Origin of the sequence: Metasolibacillus sp., from assembly GCF_025291715.1 — a bacterium.
GTDB classification, from domain to species: Bacteria; Bacillota; Bacilli; order Bacillales_A; family Planococcaceae; genus Metasolibacillus; species Metasolibacillus louembei.
On the sequence record NZ_JAMBIZ010000014.1, the window covers coordinates 48,577 to 64,288 of the forward strand.

The following is a 15,712-nucleotide window of genomic DNA, read 5'->3' on the forward strand; positions in this document are numbered from 1 at the left end:
TATTATACATGTCTCAAAAAAATTTGCAAGCATTTATTCAAAAAAATTTTTAATGATGGTGCTCCTCTTCATCCTCATCGTTTTCCTCATGCTCACCATGCTGCATTGAATTGTCGCTTTTATCCTCCAGTACCTTGCTCATATCTGGATTGCCTACAGTAATTTGCTGCTTCGGCATCACGTGTAAGCTGCGTGCTGTCGTATGTGCAAACATATAATAAACGCCGTCATGGTCGAATGTAAATGCTGCTTTATAGACACCATCTTTATCTAATTGACCATCAATCATATGGCCCTCATCTCTAAATCCTGATTCCCATACTTCAAACTGCACTGTTGCATCATCTACATTTTCATCACCTTGTGTCACATATGCTACTAGCTCCACTTCCTCATTTACCGCAACCGCTTCTGGTGTTTGAATCTCAACAATTACTTCCTGTGGCATAACCCCACTATCCATCGTATCTACCTCTGGTTCATCATTACAGCCTGCTAACATCATTGGTACTGCTAATAAACTTAAAAGCCATTTTTTCATTTTTTATTCCTCCATTAATGGTATTTTCACATAAACACATGTGCCTTTATCTATTTCACTTTCAATTGTCAATTGCCCTTTATGTAGCTTCACTAACTGCTCTACAATAGACAAACCTAAACCACTACCACCATCTGAACGACTTCTTGCCTTGTTCACACGGTAAAAGCGCTCTGTTATATGCGGTAAATCCTCAGTTGGGATACCAATACCCGTATCCTTTATGGAAATCAATGCAAACTGCTCATCTGTAGTTGCTGTAATTTGCACTTTAGAGCCAATCAAAGAATAACGAAGAGCATTTTCTAAAATATTAATAAAAATTTGCTTTAGCTTTTCCTCATTGCCTAAAACAATTAATTCCTCATCAAGTATTTCACTTATTTCAATTTGCTTTGTTTGCGCAGTGCCGTGTAAAATAGCTGTCACCTCACGCACCACCTCAGCGAGCACAATCGGATAAAGCTCTAGCTCCTCCTGCTCCTGCGTTGTACGGGCAAGCTGCAATAATTCATTCGTCAAACGCTCCATACGACCAGCCTCACGTGTAATGAGCTGAATTGCCTCACGCTGCTCAGTCTCTGTCATATAATTTTGACCAATTGCTTCACTATAGCCTTTGACATAGCTAATCGGTGTTCTCAGCTCATGTGAAACCGTCGCTAAAAAAGCCTTTTGCTGCTCATCCTCTTGCTGAATAGCATGGGCCATTTGATTGAAGGCTTTAGCCAATTGACCGACTTCATCCTTTGATGTCACATTTACCCTTGCTTCATAATGCCCTTCTGACATTTTTTCTGCCGCCTGCTGTACCTCATGAAGCGGACGCATAATGCGACGTAGCCCTTGTCCTATAAATAATGCAACAAATATAGAAAATAGGGCAGCTCCGCCAATTAATAAGCCTACTTCTGTTGTCGCTAGCTCGCTAATTTTTGTTAGTGGATAATATAAATAAATAATTCCCTCTAAGCGGTTTTGCTCCGTAAATGGTAGAATAACTGAAATAATCGGTCGATCAAAACGCTTTTCATAGCCTACCTTTGTCACCGCTCGACCTTGCAATAGCTGCTCTCGTTCTTCTGCGCCAATGAGCGTATCATAGTCGATATCGAACGGTACACAGGCGCTCAGCTCACGTGGGTTGCGCACCGCGAATATTTGAAAATGCGAGTATGCATTAAATTCCTCAATGCGCGCAATTAATGCATCATCTACTTTGCCACCACGATACATCGTTTGCAGCTTTTCGCCAACTTCAATCATCGACTGCTCCATATCGGAAACGTATAGCTCCTCATAAATAAACTCGGATAAAATATACATAAAAGCAATCGTTGCCAACAGTAAGCTACACATTAATAGCCAAATTTTTGTTGTCAGCTTTTTCATAGTGGCTCTCCAAATCGATAACCAATCCCCCATACCGTTTGAATATATTCACTGGCATCCTTCAATTGTGTACCAAGCTTTAAACGTAGCGTTTTAATATGCGTATCGACTGTGCGCGTTCCCCCTGCATAGTCCATATCCCAAATGCAATCAAGCAGCTTCTCACGTGAATAGACGATATTCGGATTTTGCATAAATAAATGGAGAATTTCATATTCCTTTAATGTCAATGGTACAGGCTTGTCCTGTACAAATACTTTTCTCGATATTTCATCTATTTTAATAATACCGTGCACTAATAACCTTTGTGTTAACTGCATATCAACAGCTTCTGTACGCCTTAACACTGCGAAGATTCGTGCGATCACCTCGTTCGCAGTAAATGGCTTGACGATATAATCATCACCGCCAATTGTTAAGCCATTTACTTTATCTTCATTAGCATCCTTTGCTGTTAAAAAAATAATGGGTATATTGGATGTTTGACGAATGGTTTTGCAAACGGTAAAGCCATCTATTTCAGGCATCATAATATCTAATAAAATAAGGTCAATTGTGCGTTTATTTAATTGCTCATAAGCCTCATAACCGTTTGAAGCTGTTATCGTTTGTATATTTTCCTTGCGTAAAACGACTTCCAATAAATTTCGCATATCTCGCTCATCATCTACAATTAATACAGTTGTCACTTAGGAATCCCCCCTTACAAGCAATTGAAACGGACCTTTATCTACTGAAATGGTTTGATCGATTTGGCCTTCCTTAATAAAATATAGTGTATGATCGTCATAGCCTGCAACGATAATATGCTCATTAAAATATGCCACAGCAAATGGATTTGCACCTATTTCTAATTGCCATTTTAGCTTCCCTTTTTGCTCTGTGACATAAAGCATATTGCTGCCATGACTGACAACAGCTAACTCATTTTCATGCTGTGCAAAGCCAATTGGCATCAACGGCATAGATAATGTAGAGAGCACTTCACCTGATGCTAAATCGTGTACCTTCACCGTTTCATTCGGACGCATTCCTTCCCCGTGTCCTCCAACTAACAGCTTATTGTCAACAATCGCCAGTCCATGTGATGACTTTTCAATGGACCACTCTGCCTGCAATACTAAATCTTCCATAGCAATGACGGATAAAGAAGTATCTTTATAATTAACAACATACAATAAGCCTTCATGTGCAATCATCGACATCGGGTAATTGCGCAACGCAAGCTCGCCATCGGGCTCACCATATAAATTGTAGCGCATTAATTTATTCGTGCGACTATTTGTTAAAAAAATCATTTGCTCTTTTTCAGCATAATAGGCATTTGTCGTGCCAATACCTGTTTCTAATGTCGCAAGCTTTTTGCCAGAGGACAGCTCATAAATATCCGCCTCTGCTAATTGATGCCCATATAATAAAATACGGTCTCGCTGAATTAATATTGCACCTGTGTACGCTTTTTCAAACGTCCAATCTGCAATGAGTTCACCTTTGCGGTTATAAAATGTCAGCGAAGGCTCTAAAATATTCATTGATGCTACGAATGATTGATGTGTGTTAATACTGTGGAAGCGTTCATTTGTGCATCCTACTAATAACGATACAAATACAATGACACATATGATTTTATATTTCATCACTCACCCTCCCATCCTATCGTACTCGATAATTGTGAAATAATAATGAAAAACTTGCGGTAAATTTATGAACAATATATAGTGTTCATCATGAAAAAGAGAAATGCAAACTAAAAATTCCGTTTGCATTTCTCTTTATATCATTCAGCTATGACGTAATCCAAACATCAATCGGGTACAAATAAGGCGTTTCAGGCTCTTGAATCTTTACCCATTGTTCTATTTTAATAACAGGTAGTAATGCGCCATCAAATTCTGTTACATCGATTGTGCCCATTGCTTCAATCCATGTATCCTCGTCAAGAGAAGCAGCCTCTGGAAATTCTGAAAGGAAGCCGACTATATTGGCATCTGCAATACAATGAGTGACAAAAAATCTCGATATGACGAGTTGGTCTTCAGCAAATTCCTTTTCTTTTAAAACAAAGCCATTTAATTGAATTCTTTTCCCGATATGCTGTGCTATATTATTATTTATTTCATCATAATAAATAATATAGTCTTCCTCCGTCATAGTGATTTTTTCTTTTTTAGAAAGCTCTGTCCTTAAAAGCTCATATTCATTTTCCTTCATTTCTTTTCTGCCATCCAATAATGCTGGATCAGGTTCATGATCGTATATATTGTCAACAATCGGTTGATTTGAAGTAACATAATCTTCTATTTTCATTTGCTGTTGATTTGTCAGCATCATTACTCCGCCCTTTTTATCGGCTATTGTAGAGCCTAATATTTGAGCGGGCATTAGAAAACCTGTAAGTATAGGAATGATAATAATTGTATAGGAAAGATACTTTTTTGTTGTGAAAGCTGAGTCTCCATGATCATGCGAGGAACAGCAATGCTGACAATGCGATTCTTTTTTTAATGAAAGTATTCTAGTGACCTGTACTAAAAACAAAATGAAAAATAACAATGCGGCAACTATGCTTAGATGATTATACTTTGGATTAATTAATTTTTTTATGTCTCCAGTCCAATGTAAGCTAAAAATCATAGCGGAAAATGCGAGCAAAATACAGGCTCTAAACGCTTGTTGATAACGAAATTTCATCTTGTCCCTCCCTATAGTATCTCCGCCAATAGAAATAAACTAAAATAGACAACAGCTGTAATAAAAATAAATAACCATATAACAAACTTTACTCTAAATACACCTAAAAGCATCATTGTATTTTTCAAATCAATCATTGGACCAAAAATTAAAAAGGAGAGGATGGCTGGTGTAGGAAAGATTGAGCTAAACGAAGCACCTATAAAGGCATCTGCCTCTGAACAAAGTGAGAGGATAAACGCTAACCCCATCATTACCAGCAATGAGGAGGATAAGTCACTTCCTATTGCAACTAATGCCTTTGTTGACATATAAGTTTGTACAAAAGCCGCTAAAAATGCACCAATAATTAAATACTTGCCCATATCAAAAAACTCGTCTATGGCATGCTTTAGCATGCTATGTAATTTTTTTAAAAAAGGCTCCTTGTTTGTTTTGACAACATCTTTAGCGTGTAAAAGCTCCCTCTTAAATTGATTTCCTTGAAAAAATAAACTAACGAGTAGCGCTATGATGATTGCGAGAATAAAGCCTAAAATCATTCGATATCCCGCTATTTCTAAATTATTTCCGAAAGCCATATATGTTGAAACAATAACAATAGGATTAATCAAGGGTCCTGTTAGCATAAATCCAATTGCAGCAGGCAAAGGCACCCCTTTTGTAATCAACCTTCTTACTATTGGTACAATGCCGCATTCACAGGCTGGAAATAATGCACCTACAAAGCACCCCATAATAACAGCTAGAAATTTATTTTTAGGAATCCATTTTCGAATATGCTCTTCCGTTAAAAATATTTGAATAACCCCTGCAATCAATACCCCTATTAATACAAAGGGCAATGCCTCTATTAAAATACTTAAAAATATCGTATTTAAGCTTAAAAATGAAGCTGTTACTGTGCTGAAGGAGGTAATGTTATTTAATATCGGTGCTATAAGAAACAGCAATAATAAAATAAACATTCCCCAAGCAATAAATAGACTTCTAGTAATGAAAGCACCTTTTCCCATAGTTCCCTCCATAGCATTTTGAAGTAGATTATGTTTAAAAGTAACTTATGAGAAATAGCACTGAGATATTCTAATGATTTTTTACTGGAGATTGCTAAAATAGAGATGTCAATAAAAAAGTGAGCAGGGCTATCTTTCCCTACTCATTTTCAACATCATATTCAAGCAGTTTTGCAAGTATGTTTTGCGCAGCATCCTTACCTTGTGCAACACATTCCGGTACACTTATCCCCTCATAGGAGCTCCCCGCTATTTGAACATAGGGGAATTGCTGCATTAATTCCTTTTGCATCGTATGCAGTCGCTTTTCATGCCCTACCGTATATTGTGGCATCCCTTGCTTCCAACGTGTAACAACCGTGAAAAGCGGCTTATCCTGTATACCTAATAAACGCGATAAATCCTGTAGCACGGTTTTTTCGATTTCTGTATCTGATAGCTCCACAACAGCCTCATCGCCAACACGCCCAATATAAACACGCAATAAATCGCAATCATCTGGCGCTACATTATCCCATTTTCTGTTGCTCCACGTACAGGATGTAATAACAAAATCGCTATTCCTTGAAACGAAAAAGCTCATCGCTTCTTTATATTTTTCAATTTGCTCACGCTTGAATGCCATCGTTACAGTAGCAATTGTTGCATAATTCATATTCGGTAAATCCTGCATTAAATGATGCGCTTTAAATGCTTCCTTTGTCGCATTAAAGGGCGATGTCATAATGACAGCATCTGCCTGTATTGGCGTACCATTGTTTACGTGAATCGTCATGGAGTCATCTAGCCCTTTATCAATCGCTTCTACACGTACCCCTTTTAAAATCGTGCATGCTCCAATTTGCTTCTCTAGCGCTTCTACTAACGTTTCTAAGCCGTTTTGAAAGGTTTCATAATAAGCTTGCTCGCCTATAATATGAGGATATAAATGCTTACCATTTTTTTTCAAACCGAGCAGTAAGCTACGATGTTCCTTTTCCAATTGAAAAAATTGTGGAAACATCGCTTGTATGCTTAAATGATCAATATCACCAGCAAATGTTCCTGCTAATAAAGGCTCCACTAAATTTTCAACAACTTCCTTACCGAATCGCCGTCTAAAAAAATCACCAATTGGTTCATCTTCTTTTTCTGGCGATTTCGGCAATAATAAATCGCCAATTGCGCGGATTTTTCCTGTCAACGAAATTAGACCAGATGTGATAAAGGAAGATACTTGAGGTGCGCCACCTAACATAATACCGCTTGGAATTGGATAAAGCTCCCCCCCAACCGCTACATATGTTTGGCCTGTATTATGGTGAACCATGTCCTCTTCAATTCCTAAATTAGCAGCTAAGTTACGCACGCTCCCTGACTGATCGAAAAACGATTCTGGACCTCGCTCAATAATGAAGCCGTCTTTACGCAATGTTTGGATTTTCCCTCCAAGACGCAAAGATGCTTCAATCAATATAATTTCTATAGGTAAATTATTTTTTTTCGCTTCTTGCTGCAAATAAAAGGCTGCGGATAATCCAGTGATACCTCCACCGACAACAACAACCCTCCGTCTTTTTTTACTTGTCACTCTCATCACTCTCTTGTTATAAGTATCACATATTAGTATTCTTTATCTTGATTCAGGAGAAGATTGTGTATCTCCACCAGCTGTATTCAATCAAATAGTTATGTAAACTCCTGCTGAATCAAGATAAAGCTTTCAATCAGTAAGGATTTTTTACTAATTGAGCTAATCAACAGAATTAAACATACGAAGGTTGTCTGAAAGGGAATAATCTTTCAGACAACCCCTATGCTTATTCATTGCAAAGGGCATGCCTCTAAATGACTTTTCAGACATGCCCTTTATTCAATTATGCTAGTTTTTTATAAATGGCATCAACCATTGCGTCAATAAATAATGGATGTGTATTTGGCATTGCTGGGCGATAATAGCCCACACCTAATTCGTCGCAAACTACTTTACATTCAATATCATTGTCATAAAGCACTTCTAAATGCTCTGTTACAAACCCTACAGGAGCATACATAAATGCTTTATAGCCATGTGCATTAAATAGCTCACGCGTTAAATCTTGCACATCAGGCCCTAACCAAGGCTCTGGTGTTTTACCTTCTGATTGCCAGCCTACTGCAATATTTTCAATAGTAGCCGCTGCTTTAATTAAGTTTGCTGTTTCAATTAATTGATCTTCATACGGATCACCAGCAAGCTTAATTTTTTCAGGTAAAGAGTGATTAGAAATGATTAAGCAGCAGTTTGCACGCTCTTCTGCTGACATTTTTTCTAGCTCGCCATCAACAGCTTGGCGCCAATACTCAATAAATTTCGGCTCATCATACCATGCCTCCACAGACGTAATTTTTAGCGTACCACCTAGCTTGTCCGCCTCTTCCTGTGCACGGCCATTGTATGATTTAATCGAGAATGTAGAGAAATGTGGTGCTAATACAATAGATACAGCCTCTGTAATGCCTTCGTTGACCATTGCTGCAACGGCATCCTCCACGAATGGCTCGATATGCTTTAAGCCAATAAACACTTTATATTCCACTTCGTCCTGTACTTCATTTAAACGTGCACATAAAGCATTTGCCTGTGCCTCTGTCATTTTCGCTAACGGTGAAATGCCACCGATTGCACGATAGCGTTCAGCTAAATCATCGATATCCTCTTGTGCAGGCTTACGCCCATGACGAATATGCGTATAATAACGCTCGATATCCTCTTCCTTGTATGGCGTACCATATGCCATCACTAACAATCCACGTACTTGCTTCATCATTGTCACCTCGTCTAAATTTTGCTTATCTGCGCTTTGCAATTTGCTCGCGGCTATAGTCATGAATAAATGTTGTTAAACGCTTTAATACCGCAGGGTCCACCTCTGGGAATACCCCATGTCCTAAGTTGAAAATATGTCCTGGCGTTTCAAGTCCTTGGTCAATAATTTCTTTTGCACGTGCTTCAAGCACATCCCAGCTAGCTAAAAGCATTGTTGGATCTAAATTTCCTTGCACAGGCTTTGTAATGCCTTTTGCGCGCGCCTCACTGATTGATAGGCGCCAATCTAAACCTACAACATCAATCGGCAATTCATGCCATTCATTCACTAAATGGCTTGCTCCAACACCGAATTGAATCAATGGTACGTTTAAATGGCGTAGCTCACTAAAAATGCGCGTCATCACAGGCTTAATATAAATACGATAATCGGCTACATTTAAAGCGCCTACCCATGAATCAAAAATTTGAATGGCCTTTGCTCCAGCTTGAACCTGTGCCGTAATGTCCGCAATAATCATATCGGCAAGCTTGTCCATTAAAGCAAACCATGCTTGTGGCTCTGACACCATAAACGATTTTGTTTTTGCGTAATTGCGTGAAGGACCGCCTTCAATCATATAGCTTGCTAATGTAAATGGTGCACCACCAAAGCCAATTAACGGCACGCTTAATTGCTCTTGCGTTAACAGCTTAATTGTTTCTAGCACATACGGTGTATGCTCCTTGGCATTAAATTCCCCAAGCTTTTCTACATCTTGCTTTGAACGAATTGGATTAGAAATAACAGGACCTACACCTGCTTTAATTTTCACATCCACACCTATTCCTGGCAATGGTGTCACAATATCCTTATAAAGAATCGCTGCATCCACATCATATTGCTCAACTGGTAAACGTGTGACATACGCACAGAGCTCTGGCTGCATTGTAATTTCTTCAAGTGAATATTTCTCTTTAATCTCTCTATATTCAGGTTGTGAACGCCCCGCCTGTCGCATATACCATACAGGTGTGTATTCTGTACGTTCACCGCGTGCTGCTTTTAGCAGTGTATCATTTATTGTTTTCATGTTTACTTAATTTACTCTCCCCTCAATGTCATTGCTTTAAAACAAAATTAATTATTATCGCTTAAATTTTATTGATATCTGTTATCAATAGTAAGCTGTCCACCATCTATTGTATAGTTTTCTTATTAAAATGTCATAAAAATGTTGTTTCTATAACCATGCTTTTGACAAATATCGTTTCAATAGCTTTAAATGGAGGTAGTACTGTAAATTAGGAGGCGAACAAATATGTATATTTATTTCACATCAGGCACAGCGGATTATATGGAGAAAATTCGCGCACAGCATAACGGTGATTCCATTTTTATTATGCACGGTGAGGGCAATACACTTTTACTTGAAGAAAGCGAGAAGAAAAAATCCGTTTTCGCTGTACCACGCAAATATGAGGTATTAGATGCAGTAGGTGATTTGCAGCAAAAAGGCTATTTTGTTATGAACAATATCCCTGTTTCAGATGAAGGACGCCCTGTTTTCGAGCATCGCTTTTTAAACCGAGCAGGCGCTATTGACGGGGAACCAGGCTTTATCGCATTTAGGCTGTTACGCCCATTAGATTCCGATACGTATATTGTGCTAACACAATGGGCAGGACCTGCATCGTTCGAGGCATGGCAATCCTCACAAGCCTTTAAAAAAGCGCATAGTGAGCGTCCAGCGACTTCTCCTGCGCAAAATATTTTTAGCGGCAAAAGCTATGTAACAAAATATAGCGCGCCAGTAGACGAGGAATAATAAAACGAGGCACGGGTTTTTGACCCATGCCTCGTTTATATTTTATTCTACGTTTCTGAAGATTTATTCTACGTTCCCTCTATTTCTTCGACAAGCGTAGCGTCAATTCACTTACAGCAATCATCACAACAAAAATCACATAAAAATGCGGCTGCATCATCGCGCAAAGCGTTACAATCACCGCTTGCACAACACTTGCAATGCGTAACAGCTTTTCAACTGCCTGCTTTCGCTGTGTTGGAGCAATAGGGAATAGCATATCCATGCGAAATTCACCGTTCGATAGCAGGGCAACCTTTAGCTGTAGTGTTGTTGCAAAGGCAAGTGCAGCAGCTACAATCCACGCCACAATCGAAATATCGACAAAAGCTGTAATCACTGCGGCAATCGCTGTTAAACGCACCCATAAATAAAAATGGTCATCTGTACGAATAAACGTGCGCCATACTAAATAAAGCTGCGTGTTTTTTTGTGCAAATGGTATCCATTTATACACGCCATCTAGCCATGCACGATGGCGAATCGTACCACGTAAATGAGGTACATCTGTGAAATAATTCGCAAAACGATAAAAGCGTAGCATGCGATTTTGCTCTAAGCGTACAAAATGTTCGTATGGTACAGGCTGGTCTGCCACGCGCTTTTTCAGAGACATATTGTAAGCAATGAATAGCACTAAATAAATGGCAGCCATATAAATGCTCGCTGTTAACGCTGTTTCAATTGCTAAAATTGACAATGCCCCGCGCGCTAAACGGTCAATGACAATTGCATGTCCACGGTTGGCAAAGCGATAATTAAATTCAATTTTCACATTCAAATACTTTAAAGCAATAACAAAAGCAAGACCTAACCAAACCTGCAATGACGATAGCTCTGTCACTGTATTTAACAACGGAATCGCCACAATATAGACAATAACAGGAACAATCAGCTGTGACCAAAATGTCCAATTAACTGCCTTTTTAAAATAAGCAGGCATTTGCGTTTCTAAGGGTAATAAATATACTTGGTCGGGCTCTCGAATGAGCGTTGTTGGGCGACTAAATGCGAGCACAAGCCCAACAGCAGCTGCTACAAGCCACTCAGCAGGAAAGCTTGCTGGTGCTACTTTCAGCCATTCGCTATATTGATAGCCTGCCGCACCTATCACGAAGACAAAAACAATGGCAATATGTCCTGTCACAATAAAGCGCATATATTTTTGGACTTCATTAATATAATGCACAAAGCGCGATTTCCATATATTATCCATGTTGTTCATTGTTGTCTTGCTCCTTCGTCATTGCGATATATAAATCATCCAAGCTCGCATTTGGCATATTGAAGGCTGCTCGCAAATCGTCCATCGTACCTTGTGCACGAACATGTCCTTCGTGCAATAAAATAATGCGGTCACAATATTTTTCAGCCGTTGATAAAATATGTGTCGACATTAAAATCGAAGCGCCCTCTCGTTTTTTCATATCCATTTGCTCTAGTAACGATTGAATGCCGAGCGGATCTAAGCCAACAAAAGGCTCGTCAATAATATAAAGGCTTGGGTTAATTAAAAAAGCACTCATAATCATGACCTTTTGTCGCATCCCTTTGGAAAAGTGTGATGGGAACCAGTTTAGGCGCTTCTCCATTCTAAATTCCTTTAATAAAAAGGAGGAGCGTTCCTTTAAAGCCTTCTCATCTAAGCCATAAGCCATCGCTGTTAGCTCTAAATGCTCCTTCAATGTCAGTTCATCATATAAAATTGGCGTTTCTGGAATATAGGAAAAAGACGTGCGATAGGCATCCATATTTTCCTTTAATGTTACACCGTTTAAGCGAATTTCGCCCTCCTGTGGTAACAGCGTACCGATAATATGCTTAATCGTTGTACTTTTCCCTGCACCATTTAGCCCGATTAAGCCAACTAGCTCCCCTTTTTCAATTGTGAACGATAAATTTTTAATTACAGGCTTACGTGTATAGCCACCTGTCACATTTGTCACTTGTAAAATTGTCATAAAACACCACTCCTATCTCTTTGTTTAGTTTAACAAAAATAAGCAGAACAAGCAGTCAATATATGCTAAAATATATGTACATTTTTATGAAGGAGTGTTGAACAATGAGTGAGTGCTTATTTTGTAAAATTATCGACGGCTCTATCCCAAGTACGAAAGTATATGAAGACGAGCATGTTTATGCCTTTATGGATATTATGCCATTAACCAAGGGACATACTTTACTAATTCCGAAAACGCATTGCCGTGATTTAATGGAAATGCCTGAGGAAGTAGCAAGCCATTTATATGCGGCGGCACCAAAAGTAGCAAAGGCAATTCAAGCAGCGTTCAATCCAGCTGGCTTAAATACAGTAAACAACAATGGAGCCGCTGCTGGACAAACGGTATTCCATTACCATTTACATTTCATCCCTCGCTACGATGAAACGGATGGTCTGCGCTTAGTTTGGACAACAACACAGCCTTCACGTGAAGAGTTAACAGAGGCGGCAGAAGCGATTAAATCATTCCTCTGAAAATTTGAGTTGCTTTTTCATGCATTTATCCGTACAATCAAATATAAGTTTTCGCTAATAGCGATGAGCGCATATTAGGAGAACGACAAAATTAGCTGAGCTTAGAGGAGACGAGACAAATGAATACGAAAAATTTAGTTTTAATGGCACTTTTAGTTGGGGTCGGTGCTACACTTTATGTGATTATTCCAGGCATTAATGGAGGTATGAAGCCAGACTTTATGCTAACAATGATGTTTATTGGCATTTTATTATTCCCAACCTTTAAGGAAACATTTTTATTAGCACTTTCAACAGGCGTGCTTTCTGGATTATTTTCAACATTTCCAGGTGGCTTCGTACCAAATATTATTGATAAAGCAGTTACAGGCTTTTTATTTTTAATTATTGTGCTTGCTTTACGTCAATTAGTACAAAAACTAGCTGTTACAATTAGCTTAGTGGCAATTGGCACAATTGTTTCTGGATCAACTTTTTTAGCAATGGCATTGCTATTAACAGATGTACCAATTAAATTTTCCGTTTTATTTTTAACAGTCGTATTGCCAGCAGTTGTTTTAAACACAATTGCCTTCGTTATTATTTTCCCGATTGTTAGCAAACTATTAAAACGTTCCAGCTTTAAAACAGCAGTATCACACGCATAACTTCAAGGGGCTGTCTCACAATGAGACAGCTCCTTTTTGATTAGAATGTTTGTATAATCTCTAGATGTAGTGGTTTAATATATATATGAATTGATTAAAGGAGAGATGCTTTTATGAAAGCGAAGCCATTTTTAATTGGATTAACTACAGGTATTATTGGTGCTGCAGTTGCCACTATTTTATCTACACCACAATCGGGCAAGGAATTAAGAACAAATATCGCAAAATTCTCTACAGATGCTAAAGGGCAAATCGGCAATGTCAATACCCAAGCGAAAAACGTTAAACAATCTTTCGTAAATTTGTCAAATGAAGCAAAAAACAATATTCCACAAATAATAAAAGAATTATCGCAATCAATTACAAGCTTTAAGCAGCAAATCGAGCCAGAAACTGCTTTATTAAAACAAGAAATCGAGGGATTACAGAAATCTATTAGCGAAATCGAGCAAAACTTATCCCAATTTACAGAAAAGGACGAGCAAAATAAATAGGTATTTTGATTCACCACACACTATGAAATCATGCCATTTTTAATGCTTTTTCGTTATTTTTATGTATAAACAAAATTATTTTATTTTTCAAACTTTAAACTTTTTTCTTTTACTGCTATAATATTTTAAAATCGCTATGAAAGAAGAAGGTGAAGGTTTTGTCTGAACAAGTATATACGACTAAAGAAGCAATGCTTTATAGCCAAAGAACGGCACAACTGTCCAAAGCGTTATGGAAGGCAGTTGAAAAAGACTGGCAGCTATGGATTAAGCCCTACGACTTAAATATTAATGAACATCATATTTTATGGATTTCATTTCATTTGCAAGGTGCATCGATTTCAGATGTTGCGAAATTTGGCGTAATGCATGTTTCTACAGCCTTTAATTTTTCGAAAAAATTAGAAGAGCGTGGCTTATTGAAATTTTCGAAACGTGATGATGATAAGCGTAATACATATGTGGAATTAACAGAAGCTGGCTCGCAGCTCATCACGAAGATGAATGAGCATTATCATGATACACCACACTGCATTTTAGATGGTTCTCTACCTTTGCGAGAGCTTTATGGCAGATTCCCAGAATTTTTAGATGTCATGGCGGTTATTCGCAATATTTATGGTGATGACTTTATTCAAATTTTTGAACGCTCATTTAAAAATTTTAAAGATAATTTTGATCAAGTGCACTCATCTTCCCAGCAATAATATGAACAGATGCTAAAGGGCGTGTCCAAAAAGATAATACTTTTTTGGACACGCCCATTTTCAGTAAATTGAAAACAATAGCTATTTTATCGCTTTTTCTTTACAATAGTGATACGAAATTATTGACTAGAAAGAAGGTGCTTTATGCACTGCTGGAAAACAATTAACGTTGCATCTGAATATGGCATTTTACGGCTTACCTTATTAGCCGTGCTAACATTTGTTGCTGTTTTTTGCTCATCCTATGTATTAACAAGCTTACAATTGCGCGCACCACATACAGATCGATACATGCTGTTATTTTTTATTGCTTTTTTGCTGCTATATCCGCTTCATAAAGCGTTTCATTATATACCATTATTCGATTATCGAGGGAAAATGAAATTTCGCTGGAAAAAAATTTTCCGCTTTGTTCCTATTTTGCGTATGCGCTTGCTAGAGCCAATTTCTAAAAAGCGTTATATATTTGCATTGCTGGCACCTTTTTTATTGTTAAATAGCCTGTTTTTAGCAATTGCAATATTTTTCCCTTTATACTCACACTATGCTTGCCTACTACTAGGTTTTCATAGTAGCATATGTTTAATTGATTTAATCAATGCTAAGCATTTATTGCGTGCACCTGCCAATGCATTAATTGAAGAAACGCCTAGAGGCTACGAAATATTAATACCATCTGTACTGTAGCTATAACTTGTCTTACTAGTTACATATTTGGTATGCTTGACGATGAATCGAAAGAGAGGAGGAATAGGCTTGCTATTAGTAGTAATTATATTATTCTCTGTATTTTATTTATTTCAAATAAACCGCATGACCTATGCTCTTTGTATACGCAAAGAAATTCCAGAAGAAAAGCAACCGAAAATCTTTCGTACGATTAATGTCCTTATAACGATTTTATTAGTTTCTTTTTATATGGAAGTATTATTCACTGTTTAAAACAAAAGGACAGTAGGAAAAGATTACCTTCTCCGACTGTCCTCCTTTTAATTAATAAAGATATGCAGCACCGACAATGATCAATAAAATAAATAATACAACAAGTAGCGCGAAACCTGAGCCGTAACCGCCGCCATTATAGCCTCCACCGCCCATTGTGCTCCCTCC

General features: G+C 38.0%; 19 protein-coding genes. 7 read left to right on the top strand and 12 right to left on the bottom strand.

Annotation, left to right across the window (positions count from 1 at the left end):
* Window positions 1-49 precede the first annotated feature (49 nt).
* The 9 genes from M3Z76_RS10730 to hemE form a co-directional block, all read right to left on the bottom strand.
* On the bottom strand, window positions 50-541 hold the full coding sequence (locus tag M3Z76_RS10730) for a FixH family protein (protein ID WP_293926452.1): 492 nt from the start codon (window positions 539-541) through the stop codon (window positions 50-52).
* A gap of 3 nt (window positions 542-544) precedes the next feature.
* Complete coding sequence (locus M3Z76_RS10735; RefSeq protein ID WP_293926455.1) at window positions 545-1,933, bottom strand: sensor histidine kinase; 1,389 nt, start codon at window positions 1,931-1,933, stop codon at window positions 545-547.
* The gene (locus M3Z76_RS10740; protein ID WP_293926458.1) at window positions 1,930-2,622 is read right to left on the bottom strand and encodes a response regulator transcription factor; all 693 of its coding nucleotides are present in this window, start codon (window positions 2,620-2,622) and stop codon (window positions 1,930-1,932) included. The genes M3Z76_RS10735 and M3Z76_RS10740 overlap by 4 nt, the downstream gene beginning before the upstream one ends.
* The gene (locus M3Z76_RS10745; RefSeq protein WP_293926461.1) at window positions 2,623-3,570 is read right to left on the bottom strand and encodes a YncE family protein; all 948 of its coding nucleotides are present in this window, start codon (window positions 3,568-3,570) and stop codon (window positions 2,623-2,625) included.
* Between the two features lie 148 nt (window positions 3,571-3,718).
* Window positions 3,719-4,624: a TIGR03943 family putative permease subunit gene (locus tag M3Z76_RS10750; protein ID WP_293926464.1), complete on the bottom strand. Its 906-nt coding sequence runs from the start codon at window positions 4,622-4,624 to the stop codon at window positions 3,719-3,721.
* A gap of 11 nt (window positions 4,625-4,635) precedes the next feature.
* Window positions 4,636-5,640, bottom strand: coding sequence for a permease (locus tag M3Z76_RS10755; protein WP_293926467.1), 1,005 nt, complete (start codon window positions 5,638-5,640; stop codon window positions 4,636-4,638).
* A 139-nt stretch (window positions 5,641-5,779) separates the two neighbouring features.
* Entirely contained in the window at window positions 5,780-7,216 is a 1,437-nt protein-coding gene (gene hemY, locus M3Z76_RS10760) for a protoporphyrinogen oxidase (protein ID WP_293926568.1), read from the bottom strand.
* Between the two features lie 280 nt (window positions 7,217-7,496).
* Window positions 7,497-8,429, bottom strand: coding sequence for a ferrochelatase (gene hemH / locus M3Z76_RS10765; RefSeq protein ID WP_293926470.1), 933 nt, complete (start codon window positions 8,427-8,429; stop codon window positions 7,497-7,499).
* A gap of 22 nt (window positions 8,430-8,451) precedes the next feature.
* Window positions 8,452-9,501, bottom strand: a complete 1,050-nt coding sequence (hemE, locus tag M3Z76_RS10770; protein WP_293926473.1) for a uroporphyrinogen decarboxylase — start codon at window positions 9,499-9,501, stop codon at window positions 8,452-8,454.
* Between the two features lie 228 nt (window positions 9,502-9,729).
* Here hemE and M3Z76_RS10775 point away from each other — a divergent pair, with 228 nt between their 5' ends.
* A complete protein-coding gene (locus tag M3Z76_RS10775; protein ID WP_293926476.1) occupies window positions 9,730-10,236 on the top strand; it encodes an antibiotic biosynthesis monooxygenase family protein in 507 nt (168 codons plus the stop codon).
* Window positions 10,237-10,315: 79 nt separating this feature from the next.
* Here M3Z76_RS10775 and M3Z76_RS10780 read toward each other — a convergent pair whose 3' ends face one another.
* Together M3Z76_RS10780 and M3Z76_RS10785 are read right to left on the bottom strand one after the other, a co-directional pair.
* Window positions 10,316-11,500 (bottom strand): ABC transporter permease, encoded by a 1,185-nt coding sequence (locus tag M3Z76_RS10780; RefSeq protein ID WP_293926479.1) that lies wholly within the window; start codon window positions 11,498-11,500, stop codon window positions 10,316-10,318.
* Window positions 11,484-12,236, bottom strand: coding sequence for an ABC transporter ATP-binding protein (locus tag M3Z76_RS10785; RefSeq protein WP_293926482.1), 753 nt, complete (start codon window positions 12,234-12,236; stop codon window positions 11,484-11,486). Before M3Z76_RS10785 ends, M3Z76_RS10780 begins: the two co-directional genes overlap by 17 nt.
* Before the next feature lie 104 nt (window positions 12,237-12,340).
* Here M3Z76_RS10785 and M3Z76_RS10790 point away from each other — a divergent pair, with 104 nt between their 5' ends.
* From M3Z76_RS10790 to M3Z76_RS10815, 6 genes are all read left to right on the top strand, one after another.
* Window positions 12,341-12,754: an HIT family protein gene (locus tag M3Z76_RS10790; protein WP_293926484.1), complete on the top strand. Its 414-nt coding sequence runs from the start codon at window positions 12,341-12,343 to the stop codon at window positions 12,752-12,754.
* A gap of 119 nt (window positions 12,755-12,873) precedes the next feature.
* Window positions 12,874-13,401 carry a tryptophan transporter gene (locus M3Z76_RS10795; RefSeq protein ID WP_293926486.1) on the top strand — a complete coding sequence of 176 codons (528 nt, stop codon included), beginning with the start codon at window positions 12,874-12,876 and terminating at the stop codon, window positions 13,399-13,401.
* 113 nt (window positions 13,402-13,514) lie between these two features.
* Complete coding sequence (locus M3Z76_RS10800) at window positions 13,515-13,895, top strand: YtxH domain-containing protein (RefSeq protein ID WP_293926489.1); 381 nt, start codon at window positions 13,515-13,517, stop codon at window positions 13,893-13,895.
* 158 nt (window positions 13,896-14,053) lie between these two features.
* The gene (locus tag M3Z76_RS10805) at window positions 14,054-14,602 is read left to right on the top strand and encodes an HTH-type transcriptional regulator Hpr (protein ID WP_293926492.1); all 549 of its coding nucleotides are present in this window, start codon (window positions 14,054-14,056) and stop codon (window positions 14,600-14,602) included.
* Between the two features lie 144 nt (window positions 14,603-14,746).
* Window positions 14,747-15,289 (top strand): DUF3267 domain-containing protein, encoded by a 543-nt coding sequence (locus M3Z76_RS10810; protein ID WP_293926495.1) that lies wholly within the window; start codon window positions 14,747-14,749, stop codon window positions 15,287-15,289.
* 42 nt (window positions 15,290-15,331) lie between these two features.
* Window positions 15,332-15,544, top strand: a complete 213-nt coding sequence (locus tag M3Z76_RS10815; RefSeq protein ID WP_406601089.1) for a hypothetical protein — start codon at window positions 15,332-15,334, stop codon at window positions 15,542-15,544.
* A gap of 51 nt (window positions 15,545-15,595) precedes the next feature.
* On the opposite strand, the gene M3Z76_RS10820 is transcribed toward M3Z76_RS10815, so the two are convergent.
* Window positions 15,596-15,700 carry a YjcZ family sporulation protein gene (locus M3Z76_RS10820; protein ID WP_293926504.1) on the bottom strand — a complete coding sequence of 35 codons (105 nt, stop codon included), beginning with the start codon at window positions 15,698-15,700 and terminating at the stop codon, window positions 15,596-15,598.
* Between the last annotated feature and the right edge of the window lie 12 nt (window positions 15,701-15,712).

Coding starts and splice junctions, on each gene's coding strand:
- M3Z76_RS10730 (WP_293926452.1), bottom strand. CDS start 541: ATGAAAAAATGGCTTTTAAGTTTATTAGCAGTACCAATGATGTTAGCA.
- M3Z76_RS10750 (WP_293926464.1), bottom strand. CDS start 4,624: ATGAAATTTCGTTATCAACAAGCGTTTAGAGCCTGTATTTTGCTCGCA.
- hemY (WP_293926568.1), bottom strand. CDS start 7,216: ATGAGAGTGACAAGTAAAAAAAGACGGAGGGTTGTTGTTGTCGGTGGA.
- M3Z76_RS10775 (WP_293926476.1), top strand. CDS start 9,730: ATGTATATTTATTTCACATCAGGCACAGCGGATTATATGGAGAAAATT.
- M3Z76_RS10795 (WP_293926486.1), top strand. CDS start 12,874: ATGAATACGAAAAATTTAGTTTTAATGGCACTTTTAGTTGGGGTCGGT.
- M3Z76_RS10800 (WP_293926489.1), top strand. CDS start 13,515: ATGAAAGCGAAGCCATTTTTAATTGGATTAACTACAGGTATTATTGGT.
- M3Z76_RS10745 (WP_293926461.1), bottom strand. CDS start 3,570: ATGAAATATAAAATCATATGTGTCATTGTATTTGTATCGTTATTAGTA.
- M3Z76_RS10785 (WP_293926482.1), bottom strand. CDS start 12,236: ATGACAATTTTACAAGTGACAAATGTGACAGGTGGCTATACACGTAAG.
- M3Z76_RS10810 (WP_293926495.1), top strand. CDS start 14,747: ATGCACTGCTGGAAAACAATTAACGTTGCATCTGAATATGGCATTTTA.
- hemH (WP_293926470.1), bottom strand. CDS start 8,429: ATGATGAAGCAAGTACGTGGATTGTTAGTGATGGCATATGGTACGCCA.
- M3Z76_RS10790 (WP_293926484.1), top strand. CDS start 12,341: ATGAGTGAGTGCTTATTTTGTAAAATTATCGACGGCTCTATCCCAAGT.
- M3Z76_RS10780 (WP_293926479.1), bottom strand. CDS start 11,500: ATGAACAACATGGATAATATATGGAAATCGCGCTTTGTGCATTATATT.
- M3Z76_RS10755 (WP_293926467.1), bottom strand. CDS start 5,640: ATGGGAAAAGGTGCTTTCATTACTAGAAGTCTATTTATTGCTTGGGGA.
- M3Z76_RS10820 (WP_293926504.1), bottom strand. CDS start 15,700: ATGGGCGGTGGAGGCTATAATGGCGGCGGTTACGGCTCAGGTTTCGCG.
- hemE (WP_293926473.1), bottom strand. CDS start 9,501: ATGAAAACAATAAATGATACACTGCTAAAAGCAGCACGCGGTGAACGT.
- M3Z76_RS10815 (WP_406601089.1), top strand. CDS start 15,332: ATGAATCGAAAGAGAGGAGGAATAGGCTTGCTATTAGTAGTAATTATA.
- M3Z76_RS10735 (WP_293926455.1), bottom strand. CDS start 1,933: ATGAAAAAGCTGACAACAAAAATTTGGCTATTAATGTGTAGCTTACTG.